Raw genomic sequence first — 19449 nt, 5'->3', positions numbered from 1 at the left:
CAAAAGACACAGGACAGAGCACAAAGAATTTGCCTGGCGGCCGTAGCGCGGTGGTCCCACCTGACCCCATGCCGAACTCAGAAGTGAAACGCCGTAGCGCCGATGGTAGTGTGGGGTCTCCCCATGCGAGAGTAGGGAACTGCCAGGCATCAAATAAAGCAAAGGGCTCAGTCGAAAGACCGGGCCCTTTGCTTTATCTGTTGTTTGTCGGTGAGCGCTCTCCTGAGGAGGACAAATCCGCCGGGAGCGGATTTGAACGTTGCGGAGCAACGGCCCGGAGGGTGGCGGGCAGGACGCCCGCCATAAACTGCCAGGCATCAAATAAGTGAAAAGGTCATCCTCACGGATGGCCTTTTTGCGTTTATACCGTCCGGGCACTGCCGGATGGCGGCTGCGCCTTATCCGGCCTACGTATAAACCAGATTCAATAACGGATATTCCTTTCATCATGTCGCGAGGGGCGACGCTAATAACCATATTCTCTCTTTTTATTTGTCCTTATATCCTGATTTAAATATCTCCGTGAAATTTTCTCACCCTGTACATGCAGACTCGACATTTACCTCATTCCTGGGTATCTTCAGCTATCTGGATGTCTAAACGTTTATACGTATGCTATGAGGTAATAAAGTTATGCCAATTCGGGTGCAGGACGAGCTACCAGCCGTCAATTTCTTGCGTAATGAAAACGTCTTTGTCATGACGACGACTCGTGCGACGACTCAGGAAATCCGCCCGCTGAAGGTGCTTATTCTTAACCTGATGCCAAAGAAGATCGAAACGGAAAACCAGTTCCTGCGACTGCTGTCAAACTCACCGCTTCAGGTTGATATTCAGCTTTTACGGATTGATGCCCGTGAATCGCGTAATACACCGGCAGAGCATCTGAACAACTTCTATTGTAACTTCGAGGATATCTGCGATCAGAACTTCGATGGACTGATTGTGACCGGTGCGCCGCTGGGTCTGGTGGAGTTTAATGATGTAGCATACTGGCCGCAGATTAAGCAGGTGCTGGAGTGGGCGAAAGATCACGTCACCTCAACGCTGTTTGTCTGTTGGGCGGTACAGGCCGCGCTTAATATTCTCTATGGCATTCCGAAGCAAACCCGCGCTGACAAGCTTTCCGGCGTCTACGAACATCATATTCTTCATCCCCATGCTTTACTGACCCGTGGTTTTGATGACGCGTTCCTTGCTCCACACTCACGCTATGCGGACTTTCCTGCGGCATTAATTCGCGATTATACCGACTTAGACATTCTGGCAGAAACGGAAGAGGGAGATGCTTACCTGTTCGCCAGCAAAGATAAACGCATCGCGTTTGTCACCGGTCATCCGGAATACGATGCCCATACGCTGGCCAGCGAATATTTCCGCGATGTTGAAGCGGGTTTAAGCCCGAATGTGCCGTACAACTATTTCCCTCAGAACGATCCGCAGAACAAACCGCGTGCGACCTGGCGCAGTCACGGTAATTTGTTGTTCATCAACTGGCTCAACTATTACGTTTACCAGATCACGCCATATGATCTTCGTCACATGAATCCAACACTGGATTAATCTTCTGGCGCTGACGATCCTAAAGCGTTTCAGCATGTCGAAACAGGCACCTTCGGGTGCTTTTTTTATTTCCGAAATGCCACTCATCTTGTAATTGAACTTTATTCTTTATGTTATCAATCGGTTATATTTAAATTAAATTAAAAATGGAAATTATTTTTGATTTAAATTCTTAAGCGAGTAATCTTAAATGTGCTGAACGAAAAGCGTACAACGATCTTTCGTTCGCACTGGGGATGTATTCGGATCGATGACGAGGAGCTGCATGATGAATAAACAGGCAACAATCGCCGATGAGTTGGCCTTTATCAGGCCCTGTGGAGAGCAAGAGAAGCAAATTCTGACCTCAGAGGCGGTGGCGTTTTTGACCGAACTGGTGACGCGATTTACACCCGCACGTAACAAACTCCTCGCTGCTCGCATCCAGCAACAGCAGGACATTGACGATGGTAAGCTGCCTGATTTTATTTCGGAAACCGCTTCCATTCGTAATGGCGACTGGAAAATCCGAGGTATTCCCGCTGACTTACTGGATCGTCGCGTGGAAATTACCGGCCCGGTTGAACGTAAAATGGTGATTAACGCGCTGAATGCTAATGTAAAAGTATTTATGGCCGACTTTGAAGACTCGCTGGCTCCCGAATGGAGCAAAGTCATTGATGGCCAGATCAACCTGCGTGATGCGGTGAACGGCACCATCAGCTACACCAACGAAGCCGGGAAAATCTATCAACTCAAGCCAGACCCGGCGTTACTGATTTGTCGCGTACGCGGTTTACACCTGCCGGAAAAACATGTGACCTGGCGTGGTGAAGCCATTCCTGGCAGCCTGTTTGATTTCGCTCTCTACTTTTTCCACAACTATAAAGCGTTGCTGGCAAAAGGCAGCGGCCCGTATTTCTACCTGCCGAAAACTCAGGCCTGGCAGGAGGCAGCCTGGTGGAGCGAAGTCTTCAGCTATGCCGAAGACCGTTTTAATCTGCCGCGCGGCACCATCAAAGCTACCTTGCTGATTGAAACGCTGCCTGCCGTCTTCCAGATGGATGAGATCCTGCACGCGCTGCGTGACCATATTGTTGGTCTTAACTGCGGCCGCTGGGATTACATTTTCAGCTATATCAAAACACTGAAAAATCACCCGGATCGCGTCCTGCCGGACCGTCAGGTGGTAACGATGGATAAACCGTTCCTCAGCGCCTATTCACGGCTGCTGATCAAAACCTGCCACAAGCGCGGCGCATTTGCGATGGGCGGCATGGCGGCGTTTATCCCGAGCAAAGACGCCGAGCGCAACAATCAAGTGCTCAACAAAGTGAAAGCGGACAAAGCGCTGGAGGCCAATAACGGTCATGACGGCACCTGGATCGCGCATCCGGGGCTGGCGGACACCGCGATGACGGTCTTTAACGAGGCGCTGGGCGAAAACCAGAACCAGCTGTTTGTTACCCGCGATGAAGATGCGCCCATTACTGCCGAACAGCTGCTGGCGCCCTGTGAGGGCGATCGTACCGAAGAGGGGATGCGCGCCAATATTCGCGTGGCGGTGCAGTACATCGAAGCATGGATCTCCGGCAATGGCTGCGTACCGATTTATGGCCTGATGGAAGATGCGGCAACGGCTGAAATCTCCCGTACCTCTATCTGGCAATGGATTCATCACGAGAAAACCCTGAGCAACGGCAAACCCGTCACGAAAGCGCTATTCCGCCAGATGCTGGCCGAAGAGATGCTGGTGATCCAGGACGAGCTGGGAGAGCACCGCTTCAGCAGCGGGCGCTTTGATGAAGCCGCGCGCCTGATGGAGCAGATCACTACTTCCGATGAGTTAATTGACTTCCTGACCCTGCCGGGCTACCGCTTCCTGGCGTAATTCACCACATAACAATATGGAGCATCTGCATATGAAAACCCGTACCCAACAAATCGAAGAGTTACAGAAAGAATGGACGCAACCGCGCTGGGAAGGTATCCGCCGCCCGTATAGCGCGGAGGAAGTGGTGAAATTACGCGGCTCGGTCAACCCGGAATGTACGCTGGCGCAGCTTGGCGCGGCCAAAATGTGGCGTCTGCTGCATGGCGACGCGAAAAAAGGCTACATCAACAGCCTCGGCGCACTGACTGGCGGTCAGGCGCTGCAACAGGCGAAAGCGGGCATTGAGGCGGTCTATCTGTCCGGCTGGCAGGTGGCGGCGGACGCTAACCTGGCCTCCAGCATGTACCCGGATCAATCGCTGTACCCGGCAAACTCGGTTCCGGCGGTTGTGGATCGGATCAACAACACTTTCCGTCGTGCGGATCAGATCCAGTGGGCGTCTGGCATTGAGCCTGGCGATCCGCGCTTTGTCGATTACTTCCTGCCGATCGTTGCCGATGCGGAGGCCGGTTTTGGCGGCGTACTGAACGCGTTTGAACTGATGAAATCGATGATCGAAGCCGGTGCAGCGGCTGTTCACTTCGAAGATCAGCTTGCGTCGGTGAAGAAGTGCGGCCATATGGGCGGCAAAGTGCTGGTGCCGACGCAGGAAGCCATTCAGAAACTGGTGGCTGCGCGTCTGGCGGCTGACGTGATGGGCGTACCGACGTTGCTGATTGCCCGTACCGACGCGGATGCGGCAGATCTGATAACCTCCGACTGCGACGCGTACGACAGTGAATTTATTACCGGCGAACGCACCAGCGAAGGCTTCTTCCGCACGCGTGCTGGTATTGAGCAGGCGATCAGCCGTGGGCTGGCGTATGCGCCTTACGCAGACCTGGTGTGGTGCGAAACCTCCACGCCGGACCTTGAACTGGCGAAGCGCTTTGCCGATGCCATCCATGCGAAATACCCGGGTAAACTGCTGGCCTACAACTGCTCACCGTCGTTCAACTGGCAGAAGAACCTGGACGATAAAACCATCGCCAGCTTCCAGCAGCAGCTGTCGGACATGGGCTACAAGTACCAGTTCATCACCCTGGCGGGCATCCACAGCATGTGGTTCAACATGTTCGACCTGGCACATTCCTATGCGCAGGGTGAAGGCATGCGCCACTACGTTGAGAAGGTTCAGCAGCCAGAATTTGCGGCGGCCAAAGACGGTTACACCTTCGTCTCCCATCAGCAGGAAGTGGGGACAGGCTACTTCGACAAAGTGACCACCATTATTCAGGGCGGCACCTCCTCAGTGACGGCATTAACGGGTTCCACTGAAGAATCGCAGTTCTGATCCATGCCGGATGGCGCTTACGCTTATCCGGCCTACCCCGAACCGTAGGCCGGATAAGGCGCTTGCACCGCCATCCGGCAACCGATGAGGACAAACCATGTCGCGTGGCCTGGAATTACTGATTGCTCAAACCATCCTGCAAGGCTTTGACGCGCAGTATGGTCGATTTCTGGAAGTGACTTCCGGCGCGCAGCAGCGCTTTGAACAGGCCGACTGGCATGCCGTGCAGCAGGCGATGAAAAACCGTATCCACCTCTACGATCATCACGTTGGTCTGGTGGTGGAACAGTTGCGCTGCATTACTGACGGCAAAAGCACCGATGCGGCCTTTTTACTGCGTGTCAAAGAGCATTACACCCGGCTGTTGCCGGATTACCCGCGCTTCGAGATTGCGGAGAGCTTTTTTAACTCCGTCTACTGTCGGTTATTTGACCACCGCTCGCTCACTCCCGAGCGGCTTTTTATCTTTAGCTCCCAGCCTGAACGCCGGTTTCGCACGATCCCGCGCCCGCTGGCGAAAGATTTCTTCCCCGATCACGGCTGGGAACCGCTGTTGACGCGTATTCTCAGCGATCTACCGCTGCGTTTGCCCTGGCAAAACAAAAGCCGTGATATTCATTACATCATTGCTCACCTGACGGAAACGTTCGGAGCGGAGGCTTTGCACCGCAGCCATTTGCAGGTGGCGAATGAGCTGTTTTATCGCAATAAAGCCGCCTGGCTGGTGGGGAAGTTGCTGACCCCAGCCGGCACGTTGCCGTTTTTGCTGCCGATTCATCGCACCGATGAAGGCGAACTGTTTGTCGATACCTGCCTGACCACCACGGCTGAGGCCAGTATCGTGTTTGGTTTTGCCCGTTCCTACTTCATGGTGTACGCGCCGTTGCCTGCCGCGCTGGTTGAGTGGTTGCGTGAGATCCTGCCAGGTAAAACCACCGCTGAGCTGTACATGGCGATTGGCTGTCAGAAGCATGCGAAAACCGAGAGCTATCGCGAGTATTTACTGTATCTGGCGAACAGCGATGAGCAGTTTATTGAAGCGCCCGGTATTCGCGGCATGGTGATGCTGGTGTTTACTCTGCCGGGATTTGACCGGGTATTTAAGGTGATTAAAGACCGGTTTGCGCCGCAGAAAGAGATGACCGCCGCCCACGTCCGCGCCTGCTATCAACTGGTCAAGGAACACGATCGCGTGGGGAGAATGGCTGATACCCAGGAGTTTGAGAACTTTGTGCTGGAGAAGCGGCAAATCTCCGCTGAACTGATGACCTTGCTGCAAACCGAAGCCGGAGCGAAAATTACCGATCTCGGCGATCGGATTGTCATCAGCCATCTTTATATCGAGCGGCGGATGGTGCCGTTAAATATCTGGCTGGAACAGGTCGACGGTCAGGCGTTGCGCGATGCGGTAGAAGAGTACGGCAATGCGATTCGCCAGCTTGCCGCCGCCAACATCTTCCCCGGCGATATGCTGTTTAAAAACTTTGGCGTTACCCGCCACGGTCGCGTGGTGTTCTACGATTACGATGAAATTTGCTATATGACAGAAGTAAATTTCCGCGATATCCCGCCAGCGCGCTACCCGGAAGACGAGCTGGCGAGCGAGCCGTGGTACAGCGTGTCGCCGGGCGATGTTTTCCCGGAAGAGTTTCGCCACTGGCTGTGCGCCGACCCGCGTATCGGGCCGCTGTTCGAAGAGATGCACGCCGACCTGTTTCGTGCCGACTACTGGCGGGCGTTACAGACGCGTATCCGCGAGGGACATGTGGAAGATGTGTATGCTTATCGTCGCCGCCAGCGTTTTAGCGTGCGCTACGGCAACCTTCAGCAGGCAGGGTAAACCGGCAGCCTGGCTCAGGCTGCCTCAATAACCGTAAATTCTTCGTACACCAGCTCCATATCTGGCGCCCATGTGCCTTCACGTTCAAAAAACGCCTGATGCGCCGATTGCCAGTAAGCGAGGCTCAAATCACCTTCGCCTTCCAGCGCGGCGAGCTCAGGACTCATTTCGTTAAAACGGATGAGCCTGAGCGTGAGGGTGCGTATCACGCATACGGCTTTACCTTTGCCATCCAGCACTATGTGATATGCCCCTGGCGTTACGGGAGGCTGCTCTTGCTGATAGCTGGCAAGTGAGCCGCAGGTACCGCGCTTCTTTCCCTTGACGACCAGGGCCGCCAGCTCGTCGGCAAGCTCCGCTGAATCGCCGAAAGACCAGCAAAAAGCTGAAGGGTATTTATCCTGCCAGTAGGATTTCAGATCGCTCATTTATCGCACTCCACCATATGCCAGCGTTACCTCTTTTGCCGCCTTAATCACCATCGCGCCAAATTCGGTCACGCGGTCGTCGGTAATCCGGGAAATTGGCCCGGAGATAGAAATCGCGGCAAACGGCTCGCGGTGTTCATCATAAATACATGACGCTACGCAGCGCAGGCCAAGCGCGTGTTCTTCATCATCAAAGGAGTAGCCGCGCTTGCGCGTCTGGGCCAAATCCTCTTTCAGATGCACCGGTGAGACCAGGGTCGCATGAGTGTATGCGTGCAGGCCTTTACGGTGCAGCAGGTCGGTAAGCTGATTTTCACTCAATTGCGCCAGAAAGGCTTTTCCTGCCCCGGATGCGTGCATGGGCAGCTTACCGCCAATCGGCGCCGACATACGCATCAACTGCGTACACTGCACCTGGTCGATAATAATCGCCTGGTGATCGCTTTGATCCAGCACCGCCAGATTGACCGTCTCGCCGGAGTCTTCCATCAGTTTGCGCAGAACAGGATGGACAATCGCCAGCAGATTACGGCTCTGCAAAAAACTGCTGCCGACGACAAAAGCGTGAGCGCCTACCGACCAGTGCCCCAGATCGCCAACCTGGCGAACAAACCCCAGTTGCTGCATAGTGGTCAGCAGGCGGTGAGTTGTCGAATTAGGCAAACCGGCCTGTTGCGCCAGTTCGGTCAGCGCGACGCTGCCGTGAGATTCAGCAATCCATTCAAGCAGTTTCAGACCGCGAGTCAGGGACTGAACTTGTCCGCCAGCCTGAGCGGCCGCGGGAGCGGCAGGTTTTCTGCCGCGTTTTGCGGGAGCGGGAGTCGCCATCGCAGTCTCCTTTTTTCTGTATCGTGGAAATGATTTTCGTTTTATTTGGCGATAATGCAATCACTACCCGACTGATCGGATGAGTGAAGCTGAACATGTCTCATCTTATCCGCTGTTCTCTTTTCCACCTGCCATGTTTATGCCAGTATGCTTTGTTGGCCTTTTACGGTCCAGGTTGAGTGTTGTCGGGAGCAAGTCGTGAGTAGCAAAGTTGAACAACTGCGTGCGCAGTTAAATGAACGCATTCTGGTTCTGGATGGTGGCATGGGTACCATGATCCAGAGCTATCGTCTGAGTGAAGAGGATTTCCGCGGCGAGCGCTTTGCCGACTGGCCCTGCGATTTGAAAGGCAATAACGACCTGCTGGTACTCAGCAAGCCGGAGGTGATTACCGCGATTCATGACGCCTACTTTGCGGCGGGGGCGGATATCATTGAAACCAACACCTTTAACTCGACGATCATTGCGATGGCGGATTACCAGATGGAATCCCTGTCGGCGGAAATCAACTTTGCCGCAGCAAAACTGGCCCGCGCCTGCGCCGATGAATGGACGGCGCGCACGCCGGAAAAACCGCGCTACGTTGCGGGGGTGCTTGGCCCCACCAACCGCACCGCGTCCATCTCGCCGGACGTGAACGACCCGGCGTTTCGCAATATCTCCTTCGATCAGCTGGTCGCGGCCTATCGCGAATCCACCAAAGCGCTGGTGGAAGGCGGGGCGGACCTGATTCTGATTGAAACCGTTTTTGATACGCTGAACGCGAAAGCCGCCGTTTTTGCAGTGAAAGAAGAATTTGACGCGCTGGGCATCGAGCTGCCGATTATGATCTCCGGCACGATTACCGACGCCTCCGGACGCACGCTCTCCGGCCAGACCACCGAAGCGTTCTATAACTCGCTGCGCCATGCCGAAGCGCTCACCTTCGGTCTTAACTGCGCGCTGGGGCCGGATGAACTGCGCCAGTATGTGCAGGAACTGTCGCGTATTGCCGAATGTTATGTTACCGCGCACCCGAACGCCGGTCTGCCTAACGCATTTGGCGAATACGATCTTGATGCTGATACGATGGCAAAGCAGATCCGCGAGTGGGCGGAGTCGGGCTTTCTTAACATTGTCGGCGGCTGCTGCGGCACCACGCCGGAACACATTGCCGCCATGAGCCGCGCGGTTGATGGCTTAGCGCCGCGTAAACTGCCCGATATTCCGGTAGCCTGCCGCCTTTCCGGCCTTGAGCCGTTGAATATTGGCGATGACAGCCTGTTTGTAAACGTGGGGGAGCGTACTAACGTCACCGGTTCCGCTAAATTTAAGCGGCTGATCAAAGAAGAAAAATATAACGAAGCGCTGGATGTCGCCCGTCAGCAGGTGGAGAACGGCGCGCAGATTATCGATATCAACATGGATGAGGGGATGCTCGACGCCGAAGCGGCGATGGTGCGTTTCCTCAACCTGATTGCCGGTGAGCCGGATATCGCCCGCGTACCGATCATGATCGACTCCTCGAAGTGGGAGGTTATCGAAAAGGGCCTGAAGTGTATCCAGGGCAAAGGTATCGTGAACTCGATCTCGATGAAAGAGGGCGTTGCGCCCTTTATCCACCATGCGAAGCAGCTGCGTCGCTATGGCGCGGCGGTGGTGGTGATGGCCTTTGATGAACAAGGGCAGGCCGATACTCGCGCGCGTAAGATCGAGATTTGCCGCCGGGCGTACAACATTCTCACCAAAGAGGTGGGTTTCCCGCCGGAAGACATTATCTTTGACCCGAACATTTTTGCCGTAGCGACCGGGATTGAAGAGCACAACAACTACGCGCAGGACTTTATCGGCGCCTGTGAAGATATCAAACGCGAACTGCCGCACGCGCTGATCTCCGGCGGCGTCTCTAACGTCTCCTTCTCGTTTCGCGGCAACGACCCGGTGCGCGAAGCTATTCATGCGGTGTTCCTCTACTATGCCATTCGTAACGGCATGGACATGGGGATCGTCAACGCCGGGCAACTGGCGATTTATGACGACCTGCCCGCCGAACTGCGCGACGCGGTGGAAGATGTGATCCTTAACCGCCGCGACGATAGCACCGAGCGTCTGCTGGATCTGGCGGAAAAATACCGTGGCAGCAAAGCTGATGATTCCGCCAATGCGCAACAGGCGGAATGGCGTACCTGGGAAGTGAAAAAACGCCTCGAGTATTCGCTGGTCAAAGGCATTACCGAGTTTATCGAACAGGATACTGAAGAAGCCCGTCAGCAGGCGACGCGCCCAATTGAAGTGATTGAGGGGCCGCTGATGGACGGTATGAACGTGGTGGGCGACCTGTTCGGCGAAGGCAAAATGTTCCTGCCGCAGGTGGTGAAATCGGCCCGCGTCATGAAGCAGGCGGTGGCGTATCTGGAACCGTTTATTGAAGCCAGCAAAGAGCAGGGCTCCAGCAACGGTAAAATGGTTATCGCCACCGTGAAGGGCGACGTGCATGACATTGGCAAAAACATTGTTGGCGTCGTTTTACAGTGCAACAACTATGAAATCATCGATCTTGGCGTGATGGTGCCGGCAGAAAAAATCCTCAAAACTGCGAAAGAAGTGAATGCGGATTTGATAGGCCTTTCCGGCCTGATTACTCCGTCGCTGGATGAAATGGTCAATGTGGCGAAAGAGATGGAGCGGCAGGGTTTCACCATCCCGCTGCTGATCGGCGGCGCGACCACCTCGAAAGCGCACACGGCGGTGAAGATCGAGCAGAACTACAGCGGCCCGACGGTCTATGTCCAGAACGCCTCGCGCACCGTTGGAGTAGTGGCGGCTCTGCTCTCCGATACCCAGCGCGATGAGTTTGTCGCCCGTACCCGTAAAGAGTACGAAACGGTGCGCATCCAGCATGGGCGTAAAAAGCCACGCACGCCGCCGGTGACGCTGGCCGCCGCGCGCGAAAACGATCTGGCTTTTGACTGGCAAAGCTACACGCCGCCGGTTGCTCATCGTCTGGGCGTGCAGGAGGTTGAAGCCAGTATCGAAACGCTGCGCAACTACATCGACTGGACGCCATTCTTTATGACCTGGTCGCTGGCGGGCAAATATCCGCGCATTCTCGAAGACGAAGTGGTGGGCGAAGAGGCGAAACGCCTGTTTAAAGACGCCAACGACATGCTGGATAAGCTGAGCGCGGAGAAGACGCTCAACCCGCGCGGCGTGGTGGGTCTGTTCCCGGCAAACCGCGTTGGCGATGATATCGAAATTTATCGCGATGAGACGCGTACCCATGTGCTGGCGGTCAGCCATCATCTGCGTCAGCAAACGGAGAAGGTGGGGTTCGCCAACTATTGCCTGTCTGACTTTGTTGCGCCGAAACAGAGCGGCAAAGAGGATTACATTGGCGCCTTCGCCGTCACGGGCGGTCTGGAAGAGGATGCGCTGGCAGAGGCATTCGAGGCGCAGCATGATGATTACAACAAGATTATGGTCAAAGCGATTGCTGACCGTCTGGCGGAAGCCTTTGCGGAATACCTGCATGAGCGGGTGCGTAAAGTCTACTGGGGCTATGCAGCGAATGAGAACCTCAGCAACGAGGAGCTGATTCGCGAAAACTATCAGGGGATTCGTCCGGCACCGGGCTATCCGGCCTGCCCGGAGCACACTGAGAAGGGCACCATCTGGCAACTGTTGGAGGTGGAAAAACACACCGGCATGACGCTGACCGAATCCTACGCCATGTGGCCGGGCGCGTCGGTCTCCGGCTGGTATTTCAGCCATCCGGACAGCAAGTATTTCGCGGTAGCGCAAATTCAGCGCGATCAGGTGGAGGATTATGCGCAGCGTAAAGGGATGACGGTCGCGGAGGTGGAACGCTGGTTGGCTGCCAACCTGGGCTATGATGCTGACTAATTCATAAAACTGTCATTTTTTCTTACAACAAACAGGGCGCTCATCGGGCGCCCTGTCTCTTTATTGTGCCGGAACCCTTATACTGAAGGTTCATGGGGCTGCTTGCCGGATGTGACGTAAACGCCTTATCCGGCCGACAAATATCTCCGTAGGTCGGATAAGCGCAGCGCCATCCGGCAAAAAAGGCTGAACATCATAATAATGATAAGGAGTACCTGATTCTGTGCTAACTCTGCTACACCTGCTGTCTGCTGTTGCTCTTCTGGTATGGGGTACCCACATTGTGCGTACCGGCGTGATGCGTGTTTACGGTGCTCGTCTGCGAAGCGTGCTGAGCAGTAGCGTGGAGAAAAAGCCGCTCGCCTTCTGCGCGGGGATTGGCGTTACCGCGCTGGTCCAGAGCAGCAATGCCACCACCATGCTGGTTACTTCTTTTGTCTCCCAGGATCTGGTGGCGCTGGCCCCGGCGCTGGTGATGGTGCTGGGGGCGGATGTCGGCACCGCACTGATGGCGAGGGTGCTGACCTTCGACCTGTCATGGCTTTCGCCGCTGCTGATTTTTATCGGCGTGATTTTCTTTCTTGGGCGTAAGCAGACGCGTGCGGGCCAGCTTGGACGCGTGGGGATTGGCCTTGGGCTGATACTTCTGGCGCTGGAACTGATCGTCCAGGCGGTGCATCCCATCACTCAGGCCAGCGGCGTACAGGTTATTTTCGCTTCACTGACCGGCGATATTTTATTGGATGCGCTGATCGGCGCGGTGTTTGCGATCATCAGTTATTCAAGCCTGGCGGCGGTGTTGCTGACCGCAACCTTAACCGCAACCGGCGTGATTTCATTTCCGGTCGCGCTGTGCCTGGTGATTGGCGCGAACCTCGGCTCCGGGCTGCTGGCGATGCTTAACAATAGCGGCGCTAATGCCGCGGCGCGGCGCGTCGCGCTGGGTAGCCTGCTGTTTAAGGTGGTGGGTAGCCTGATTATTCTGCCATTTGTCCATGTGCTGGCGGCGGTCATGCAGAAACTGCCCCTGGCGGAATCTGAACTGGTCATCTACTTCCATGTTTTTTACAACCTGATTCGTTGTCTTGCCATGGTGCCGTTCGTCGGGCCGATGGCGCGATTCTGTAAGCGTTTAATTCGCGACGAGCCGGAGCTGGATGCTCGTCTGAAGCCGAAGCACCTTGACACCTCGGCACTCGATACCCCTGCGCTGGCGCTGGCTAATGCCGCCCGCGAAACGCTGCGTATTGGCGATGCCATGGAGCAGATGCTGGCCGGTTTGCACAAGGTGATGCACGGTGAGCCGCGCGAGGAGAAGGCGCTGCGGCGAATGGCGGACGATATCAACGTACTGTATACCGCCATTAAGCTCTATCTGGCGAGGATGCCGAAAGAGGAACTGGCGGATGAAGAATCCCGCCGTTGGGCGGAGATTATCGAAATGGCGCTTAATCTTGAGCAGGCGTCGGATATCGTTGAAAGAATGGCCAGTGAAATCGCCGACAAATCTCTGGCGGCGCGTCGGGCGTTCTCTATGGAGGGGTTAAAAGAGCTGGATGCGCTCTACGACCAACTGCTCAGCAACCTGCAACTGGCGATGTCGGTATTTTTCTCCGGCGATGTGCCCAGCGCCCGCCGTCTGCGCCGCAGCAAGCACCGTTTTCGCATTATGAACCGTCGTTACTCTCATGCCCACGTTGACCGCCTGCACCAGCAAAACGTGCAGAGTATTGAAACCAGCACGCTGCATCTGGCGTTGCTGGGAGATATGAAGCGTCTGAATTCGCTGTTCTGTTCGGTGGCCTATAGCGTGATGGAACAACCGGATGAAGATGATGAGCGGGATGAGTATTAGGCTGTGCTCCGCACCAGGTCGTGACACAGCCAGGGGTGATAGCCTGAACCGGGAGGAGGAGGTGCCGCTGCCGGGAAAAATCCCCGGGCGATGGCTGGCGCCTTACCCGGGGGTTATGCTTACGCTCTGGCAAATGCGGCCGCTTCAGCGACCAGCGCATCATCCGGGCGCACGCCGGTGTAGAGTACGAACTGCTCCACCGCCTGCAGGGCAATCACTTCCGCGCCGCTGATAACCTGCTTATCCAGCTGCTGCGCCAGTTTGATCAGCGGCGTTTCCGGCGGCAGAGCGACCACGTCAAATACCACGCTGGCCTGTTCCACCATCGTCTGGCTGAAAGCCAGCGTTTCGCTTTCCGCACTGCCCGCCATGCCGAGCGGGGTGACGTTGACCAGAATATCCACCGCATTTCCTTCCGGCTGCGGCTGCCACTGGAAGCCGTACTGGTTCGCCAGCGTCAGGCCATTATCGCGGTTGCGGGCAGCGATAATGACGTCGCGGAAACCGGCATCGCGAAAGGCGGCGATCACCGCTTTGCCCATCCCGCCGCTGCCCTGGATCATCACTTTCGCGGAGGAATCGAGCTGGTTGCTGTCAATCAGGCTTTTCACTGCGATGTAGTCGGTATTCAGCCCGGTCAACCTGCCGTCGTCATTAACGATGGTGTTGACCGAGTCAATCACTTTTGCCGAAGGATCGATAGCGTCGAGAAACGGCATGCAGCTCTCTTTAAACGGCATTGATACCGCGCAGCCGCGAATACCTAACGCGCGCACGCCTTTTACCGCCGCTTCAATATCCTTTGTTGTAAACGCCTTATAGATGTAGTTCAGTCCCAGCTTCTCATATAAATAGTTATGAAAGCGGGTGCCGAAGTTGCCGGGACGACCGGCCAGGGACATGCACAGTAGCGTATCGCGATTAATCATGGGTAATATCCTCTGTATGGGCCAGAAGATACTCTTCCGCCTCTTTTGACCAGATACCGTGATGGCGTTCCATTATCGCCGCCAGTTCCGGGTCGGTAATTTCCCCTAGCGGTGTTAACGGTATGTTTTTCCCGGTATACACTAATTTTTTACCGCCGCCAACCTTCGGTAAATCCAGCGTCGTCTCGCCCGCCGCGTTCAGCCCCAAAATATGGGTCACCACTTTCGCGGTCTGAACTTTTTTCGCCTGCATTAATTCTACGGCGGCGCGCATGTCGTCGGTATTGCCGCCGGAGGTACCCACATAGTGAGTGAAGGCGTAATGTACATCGTAAAAATTGATCGATGCGCTGAACTGTTTATCCTGCGGACCGGCAAAGAAGTTCAGACAGCCGTCCGCGGCCAGCAGCGATGAAGCCATAGTGATCAGCTGTTCGTTAGGGACGAAGACGAAAATATCATCAAATCCGTGGCCGCCGCTGAGCGCCATCAGCGTTTCGCGGCTGGCGTCATTGCCATCAAGATAGTGAATCAGCGTTTGCGGTTCGGATGGATAGTGCCGACGCGCATAGCTCAGTTTCGGCTTATTGGTATCGGTGACCACCAGCAGCGCCGGGTTGACAGGGCCATGCAGGGCGTAATCGATAGCCAACAGTCCCATCGGGCCGGTGCCGCCAAGGATCAGCGTGCGCCCTCGCGGACGAATCCCCATTACGTGGTTATAGCTGCCTTCCTGCAGATGATAGTTGGCGTTGAAGGCACCGATCACGCAGGAGAGGGGCTCTACCAGCGATCCTTCAAACCAGGTATCGCCTTCCCAGCAGAGCAGACAATCCTGTTCCATGACCTCATTGGGGATCACCACGTGAGTCGCTTCCCCGCCGATCCAGGGGAAGGAATAGCCGGGGCAGTCCGGACGATCCGGCAGTTGCAGGTTGGCCTGAATCACATAGCGCTGACCGGTATGAAACTTGTGCTGCCACTTTTTGCCCACGGCGATAATTTCACCGCAGAATTCATGGCCGATAATGATCGGGTTGGTCGCCACATCGTCCGGTACTTTTTTATGCGTCTCGCCCTGATTAGCCTCTTTCCAGGATGAAAGGCACAGACTGTCGGTGACCACGCGGGCCAGAATTTCATCATCCTGCATCGCCGGGAGTTCGAAGGTTTCCAGGCGCAGATCGCGTTTGCCGTAAAGACGCAGGGCCGTTGTTGTTTGCATGTTTTCCACCTCATCCCCTTCATCTTTCGAACGACAGCGATGCTGGCTTCCTTCACGCCGCCCGGTCACGCAGTGAATCTACGCTCCGGGGAGAGGTCCAGTCGCCGCCTTTACGTACGCCGAAATTTTCTGGGGTTACTTGTTGAAATAGCCCCGGCATCGCCGGGGAGGAATAATCAGGACAGGAAGCCCAGCGCGTTACCGACAATCCCTAAACCGAACAGGGCGAAAATCAGCCATACGGGATTCACTTTTTTATTGAGCAGGCGCACCATCATCAGCGTCAGCCCGAGGGCCAGCAGACCAGGACAGAGTTGATCAAGGATGTTCTGCACGGTCATGGTGACAGTGGAACCGTCGGCGCCAGGCGTCTGCGAGATCACCAACGGCACGTTGATGGTGGTCCATTTGGTCACCAGCACGCCCATCACAAACAGGCCGAGAATGGACGCGCCTTCGGTAAGTTTTTGTAGCAGGTTGCCGCCCATATCGCTGACGATGCTGACTCCCTTACGAAAGCCCAACTGTAGCCCGTACCATTTCATGGCCAGACGTACGGCATTAAAAAGAAAGAAGAACAGCAGGGGGCCAACAATATTGCCAGAGAGCGCCAGCGATGCGCCGAGTGCGGCGGTAATCGGCCGCAATGTGCCCCATACCAGCGGATCGCCAACGCCTGCCAGCGGCCCCATCAGACCAACTTTGATGCCGTTGATTGCACCATCGTCAATGGCGGCGCCGTTAGCTCGCGCTTCCTCCATCGCCGCCGTCACGCCAATCACCGGGCCGCAGACCGCCGGGGTGGTGTTAAAGAACACCAGATGGCGTTTTAGCGCAGCGACCTGATCCGCTTTCAGCGGATAGAGGCGCTTAATAGCCGGGATCATGTCGTAGCAAAAGCCAAGACCGTGAATACGTTCAAAGTTGAATGACGCCTGCTGCAGATTGGAGCGCAGAAACATGCTCACCAGGTCGCCTTGGGTAATTCTTTTCTGTTCCATGTCGGGCTCCATCAGTCGTCAAGCTGGTCAAGGGCGGTGGACGTGGTGGCTGCGGCCTGCGGTTCAGATTTGCGCCACTGCGGATTCAGTTGGATATAAATCAGCGCCATGATCACCCCCACTCCGCCGAAGGCCAGCAGGCTGAAGTCGAGATAACCGCCAGCGAGGAAGCCGAGGAAGAAGAAGGGCATCAGATACTTCACGCCCATCATGCGCAGTACCATCGCGTAGCCGACCACCACGATAAAACCGCCGGCGATTTGCAGACCGCGGGTGACGAATTCCGGGATAGCGTTGAGCATATTGCTGACCATATCGGCGCTGACGAACAGGGACACCACCAGCGCAGGGATAGCAACGCGCAGCGCCTGGACGCCCAGCGCCGAGATGTGCAGCAGATCGATTGTCCCAAAGCGTGCCTCTTCCGCCGCTTTATCCGCCGCGTGCTGGAATACCACGGTAATAGTGCGGGCAAACACGGTAAGCACCTGGCCCGCGGCGGCGACCGGCAGGGCGATGGCTATTCCGGTGGCGATGCTTTGATGGCCGACAATCACCAGGATTGCCGAGATAATGCTGGCCAGCGCCGAGTCCGGAGACTGCGCCGCGCCGACGTTCATCCAGCCCAGCGCGATCAGCTCCAGAGTGCCGCCGAGCATAATGCCGGTTTTTAAATCACCGAGAATCAAACCAACCACGGTACAGGCGATGAGTGGGCGATGTGTCTGAAATTCATCCAGCACGCTGCCCATTCCGGCAATACAGGAAAAAATAAATATGGCTATTATTTGTAGGGTACTCATTTCCATAATTTGTTACCTCAAGGGTATAAGATTCCCTGCCTGTTACGGCATTGACACGATGTCCTTCAGGCTGCCTCCGGAATGACTGTGTGTAATAAATACAGGCGTTTTATTTATTCTGCGAATGACTGCTCTTTAATTTTTTCCATAATATTAATGGATGGGTCAGATGCGACGACGCGTAAATCCAATTTTACGCCAAGACTATCCAGTTCGCGGAAAGCGAAAATATCGTTGTTATCTAAAGATACGGCTTTAGTTAATTGTTTCTTACCCGGTCGCCAGGCCATGCCGCCAATATTTAATGTGGCAATTTTTACTCCGTGTTTCACCATCGCTAAAGCATCTTGTGGATTGGTAAATAAGTAAAAAACAGTTTCATCTTTATATTGAGGGTTATGGTATACCGCCACCGTCTTTTCAATATTGACCACATTAACCTTCATACCCGGAGGCGCGGCCTGGCGGAGTAACGTGCGGCGAACGTCATCGTTATAAACATCATCATTGCAGATAATAATCCGCTGTGCATTGGCTACTTTTGACCATACGGTAGTAACCTGACCATGAATTAAACGGTCATCAATACGCGCAAGCGTAATGTTCATCAAAAATCCTCCTCAATAGTTTCCGGCTGTCGCCAGGTGACGCAGCACTGGCTGGCGATGGTCTCCAGGTGTTGGCATAGTTCATCCGCATACAACGTTTGCTGGTTATCCACCAGCTCCAGAGCCAGCGGTAACGACAGGCCGCTGATTACCCGTAGCTGTGGATTGCTCATCGCCAGCCCGGCGGCGGCATTCCACGGGCTGCCGCACTGTAAATCGACGGCGATAAGCCACTCTTCATTGTTGTGTGCGCTTACTAACTTTTCGAGCTTACAGGCGATATCACCCGCGTTTTCTCCGGGGACAAAATTGACGGCGCTGACGTTGACATCGCCGTAGACCATGCGTACTGAATCGAGCATGGCGCTGGCCAGTTGGCCGTGGGCGCAGAAGATAACGTTAACCATTTTTCCCCCTTAGCCGCGCGTTTTGCCGCCAGCGATGTTAGTGGTTACTCCGGTGATATAGCTGGCGCGCTCTGAGAGTAAATAGCAAACAAAATCAGCGACTTCAGAAAGATGACCAGCGCGGCCAATCGGAATCGCGTTTCGGGTATAGCCGTCCCGCAGTTGCTCAACGGTGATGTTGCGGGTCCAGGCCAGCGCCTCTTCATACTCCGGCGTACGCAGCCCGGTTTTTTCCAGAATCCCCGGCGCAACGCCGACCACGCGGATACCGTGTTTGCCCAGCTCTTTCGACCAGGAGCGGGTAAAGCTATTCAGCGCTGCTTTGGTTGCCGCATAGCAGCTCTGGCCTTCAGACCCTTCCAGTCCGCTTTCAGAAGAGACGTTAACAATCACCCCGTCGCGTTGTTTGACCATCTGGCGAGCCACCGCCTGGGAGAGTAAAAAAACGCCTTTCTGGTTGATATTGACCATTTTTTCAAAAGCGGCTTCATTTAATTCATAGCGACCGGCTGGAGATTTTTCATCGACTAATAAACGTGGAAAGTTCACCCCGGCGTTATTAACCAGACCATCAATACGACCAACTCGTTGAATAATACTTGTGACGGTTTTATTAACCTCACTGGCGCGGGAAATATCCGTTGGCCAGAAAGTATAACGTTCGCTATTGTGATGTTTATCACCGCCATGAATATCTATCATTTGCACGTTAGCACCCTGGGCTAATAACTCATCGACGATGGCCAAACCAATTCCTGAGGCGCCGCCGGTAACAATAATCACTTTACATCCTAAATTTAACCACGTTTCCATTATCGACTCCTGTTTTCTTCAGATAAAGGGATCCCCCGCAGGCGTACTGCGTGAAATGATA

General features: G+C 55.0%; 15 protein-coding genes and 1 rRNA gene. 7 read left to right on the top strand and 9 right to left on the bottom strand.

Features of this window, described 5'->3' with window-relative positions:
* The first annotated feature begins 32 nt into the window (after positions 1 to 32).
* The 5 genes from rrf (at position 33) to aceK (ending at position 6609) form a co-directional block, all read left to right on the top strand.
* Positions 33 to 148 (top strand): 5S ribosomal RNA (gene rrf, locus FE839_RS11195).
* Between the two features lie 485 nt (positions 149 to 633).
* A complete protein-coding gene (gene metA, locus FE839_RS11185; protein ID WP_138360890.1) occupies positions 634 to 1563 on the top strand; it encodes a homoserine O-acetyltransferase MetA in 930 nt (309 codons plus the stop codon).
* 268 nt (positions 1564 to 1831) lie between these two features.
* On the top strand, positions 1832 to 3433 hold the full coding sequence (gene aceB, locus FE839_RS11180; RefSeq protein WP_138360898.1) for a malate synthase A: 1602 nt from the start codon (positions 1832 to 1834) through the stop codon (positions 3431 to 3433).
* Positions 3434 to 3464: 31 nt separating this feature from the next.
* Positions 3465 to 4769 carry an isocitrate lyase gene (aceA, locus tag FE839_RS11175; RefSeq protein WP_024130843.1) on the top strand — a complete coding sequence of 435 codons (1305 nt, stop codon included), beginning with the start codon at positions 3465 to 3467 and terminating at the stop codon, positions 4767 to 4769.
* Positions 4770 to 4866: 97 nt separating this feature from the next.
* Positions 4867 to 6609, top strand: a complete 1743-nt coding sequence (aceK, locus tag FE839_RS11170; RefSeq protein ID WP_138360889.1) for a bifunctional isocitrate dehydrogenase kinase/phosphatase — start codon at positions 4867 to 4869, stop codon at positions 6607 to 6609.
* 14 nt (positions 6610 to 6623) lie between these two features.
* Here the strand turns inward: aceK and FE839_RS11165 are convergent, their stop codons facing one another.
* Both FE839_RS11165 and iclR read right to left on the bottom strand, forming a co-directional pair.
* Positions 6624 to 7028, bottom strand: a complete 405-nt coding sequence (locus FE839_RS11165) for an ASCH domain-containing protein (RefSeq protein ID WP_138360897.1) — start codon at positions 7026 to 7028, stop codon at positions 6624 to 6626.
* Positions 7029 to 7037: 9 nt separating this feature from the next.
* Positions 7038 to 7865, bottom strand: a complete 828-nt coding sequence (gene iclR / locus FE839_RS11160) for a glyoxylate bypass operon transcriptional repressor IclR (RefSeq protein WP_138360888.1) — start codon at positions 7863 to 7865, stop codon at positions 7038 to 7040.
* Between the two features lie 198 nt (positions 7866 to 8063).
* Here iclR and metH point away from each other — a divergent pair, with 198 nt between their 5' ends.
* Positions 8064 to 11747: a methionine synthase gene (metH, locus tag FE839_RS11155; RefSeq protein ID WP_138360887.1), complete on the top strand. Its 3684-nt coding sequence runs from the start codon at positions 8064 to 8066 to the stop codon at positions 11745 to 11747.
* A gap of 223 nt (positions 11748 to 11970) precedes the next feature.
* Positions 11971 to 13602, top strand: a complete 1632-nt coding sequence (locus FE839_RS11150) for a Na/Pi cotransporter family protein (protein ID WP_138360886.1) — start codon at positions 11971 to 11973, stop codon at positions 13600 to 13602.
* A 119-nt stretch (positions 13603 to 13721) separates the two neighbouring features.
* Here FE839_RS11150 and FE839_RS11145 read toward each other — a convergent pair whose 3' ends face one another.
* From FE839_RS11145 to FE839_RS11115, 7 genes are all read right to left on the bottom strand, one after another.
* Positions 13722 to 14531: a shikimate 5-dehydrogenase gene (locus FE839_RS11145; RefSeq protein ID WP_138360885.1), complete on the bottom strand. Its 810-nt coding sequence runs from the start codon at positions 14529 to 14531 to the stop codon at positions 13722 to 13724.
* Positions 14524 to 15756, bottom strand: coding sequence for an L-sorbose 1-phosphate reductase (gene sorE, locus FE839_RS11140; protein WP_138360884.1), 1233 nt, complete (start codon positions 15754 to 15756; stop codon positions 14524 to 14526). The genes FE839_RS11145 and sorE overlap by 8 nt, the downstream gene beginning before the upstream one ends.
* Before the next feature lie 176 nt (positions 15757 to 15932).
* Positions 15933 to 16757 carry a PTS system mannose/fructose/sorbose family transporter subunit IID gene (locus tag FE839_RS11135; RefSeq protein ID WP_138360883.1) on the bottom strand — a complete coding sequence of 275 codons (825 nt, stop codon included), beginning with the start codon at positions 16755 to 16757 and terminating at the stop codon, positions 15933 to 15935.
* An 11-nt stretch (positions 16758 to 16768) separates the two neighbouring features.
* On the bottom strand, positions 16769 to 17566 hold the full coding sequence (locus FE839_RS11130) for a PTS mannose/fructose/sorbose transporter subunit IIC (protein WP_138360882.1): 798 nt from the start codon (positions 17564 to 17566) through the stop codon (positions 16769 to 16771).
* A 107-nt stretch (positions 17567 to 17673) separates the two neighbouring features.
* Positions 17674 to 18168, bottom strand: a complete 495-nt coding sequence (locus FE839_RS11125) for a PTS sugar transporter subunit IIB (RefSeq protein WP_138360881.1) — start codon at positions 18166 to 18168, stop codon at positions 17674 to 17676.
* Positions 18168 to 18575, bottom strand: coding sequence for a mannose/fructose/sorbose PTS transporter subunit IIA (locus FE839_RS11120; protein WP_138360880.1), 408 nt, complete (start codon positions 18573 to 18575; stop codon positions 18168 to 18170). Before FE839_RS11120 ends, FE839_RS11125 begins: the two co-directional genes overlap by 1 nt.
* A 9-nt stretch (positions 18576 to 18584) precedes the next feature.
* Positions 18585 to 19388 carry an SDR family oxidoreductase gene (locus FE839_RS11115; protein ID WP_138360879.1) on the bottom strand — a complete coding sequence of 268 codons (804 nt, stop codon included), beginning with the start codon at positions 19386 to 19388 and terminating at the stop codon, positions 18585 to 18587.
* Between the last annotated feature and the right edge of the window lie 61 nt (positions 19389 to 19449).

The organism is Klebsiella indica, assembly GCF_005860775.1.
In the GTDB taxonomy this organism is placed as follows: domain Bacteria; phylum Pseudomonadota; class Gammaproteobacteria; order Enterobacterales; family Enterobacteriaceae; genus Klebsiella; species Klebsiella indica.
The sequence above is the reverse complement of the archived record's forward strand: the minus strand, read 5'-3'. Positions and strand labels throughout refer to the sequence as shown.

What these genes read in the sequence shown, in the direction of transcription:
- metA (WP_138360890.1), top strand. Translation starts at nt 634, where the DNA reads ATGCCAATTCGGGTGCAGGACGAGCTACCAGCCGTCAATTTCTTGCGT.
- aceB (WP_138360898.1), top strand. Translation starts at nt 1,832, where the DNA reads ATGAATAAACAGGCAACAATCGCCGATGAGTTGGCCTTTATCAGGCCC.
- aceA (WP_024130843.1), top strand. Translation starts at nt 3,465, where the DNA reads ATGAAAACCCGTACCCAACAAATCGAAGAGTTACAGAAAGAATGGACG.
- aceK (WP_138360889.1), top strand. Translation starts at nt 4,867, where the DNA reads ATGTCGCGTGGCCTGGAATTACTGATTGCTCAAACCATCCTGCAAGGC.
- iclR (WP_138360888.1), bottom strand. Translation starts at nt 7,865, where the DNA reads ATGGCGACTCCCGCTCCCGCAAAACGCGGCAGAAAACCTGCCGCTCCC.
- FE839_RS11145 (WP_138360885.1), bottom strand. Translation starts at nt 14,531, where the DNA reads ATGATTAATCGCGATACGCTACTGTGCATGTCCCTGGCCGGTCGTCCC.
- sorE (WP_138360884.1), bottom strand. Translation starts at nt 15,756, where the DNA reads ATGCAAACAACAACGGCCCTGCGTCTTTACGGCAAACGCGATCTGCGC.
- FE839_RS11135 (WP_138360883.1), bottom strand. Translation starts at nt 16,757, where the DNA reads ATGGAACAGAAAAGAATTACCCAAGGCGACCTGGTGAGCATGTTTCTG.
- FE839_RS11130 (WP_138360882.1), bottom strand. Translation starts at nt 17,566, where the DNA reads ATGGAAATGAGTACCCTACAAATAATAGCCATATTTATTTTTTCCTGT.
- FE839_RS11125 (WP_138360881.1), bottom strand. Translation starts at nt 18,168, where the DNA reads ATGAACATTACGCTTGCGCGTATTGATGACCGTTTAATTCATGGTCAG.
- FE839_RS11120 (WP_138360880.1), bottom strand. Translation starts at nt 18,575, where the DNA reads ATGGTTAACGTTATCTTCTGCGCCCACGGCCAACTGGCCAGCGCCATG.
- FE839_RS11115 (WP_138360879.1), bottom strand. Translation starts at nt 19,388, where the DNA reads ATGGAAACGTGGTTAAATTTAGGATGTAAAGTGATTATTGTTACCGGC.